This is a genomic window from Escherichia sp. 94.0001 (assembly GCF_013369155.2).
GTDB lineage: Bacteria > Pseudomonadota > Gammaproteobacteria > Enterobacterales > Enterobacteriaceae > Escherichia > Escherichia coli_F.
The window spans coordinates 1-712 of sequence record NZ_JABWMS020000211.1 but is presented as its reverse complement, the minus strand read 5'-3'; the positions used below and the strand labels follow the sequence as shown (position 1 = coordinate 712).

At 29.1% G+C, this 712-nt stretch carries 1 pseudogene; it reads right to left on the bottom strand.

From position 1 onward, the window contains the following. A pseudogene (locus HEN33_RS25290) lies at positions 1 to 313 on the bottom strand (hypothetical protein); the annotation flags it as partial. Positions 314 to 712: the final 399 nt, after the last annotated feature.

Sequence of the window (712 nt, the reverse complement as noted above, 5' to 3'; positions counted from 1 at the left end):
CTAATAATGTGTCTAAACTTTCCGAAAGCGGCATTCTTGATGTGTTTTCAATTAATAAATCATGTATTGTATTAATATTATTATGTAAACCATTTGATATATTCTGGTAGGTGCTGATATTATTATTTATATATGAACTTATAAACTGATTATTGAAATCATTTTCACGCCCGAGCTCTTTCCAGCGTGCAAATTCCTCATTAAATTTTTTTGCGCCATTATCAAACCATGAATGCAAAACTTTTGGGGGGCATTTTTCTGGAAATCTTTCCGGAAGACGGGGAGTGCATGATGTAAAAAATCTAGGGTGCATAATTATTTCCTTTTAATGTTAAAGTACTAAATTCGCCGCATAATAAGATAATCGTTGCTTTTTGAGGGTACTTACTTACTCAATCGTTTGTTATCAAATTGAGTAATTTTTTAAACAAGTAAAGATATTTTTCTATCAAAAATCGCTCATTTAGTCGGACAAAATTAATGTGTTAATGAAAGTTCGAAGTTAAGTGTGTTTAGATCCTTCTACGCAAGACATAACATGAGTCAAGTTTATCCAATGGACTCAATTTATATTAACGACAATACTCTTTATCTCAATTATCTTAAGTTTAATATAATGATAAGGCATATATATTAATTGTTATAATTATAGGTGTAATTATTTAAAAGTTAATAAATAATATGCTTTTATTTGTGTAATCGGGAACAAGCC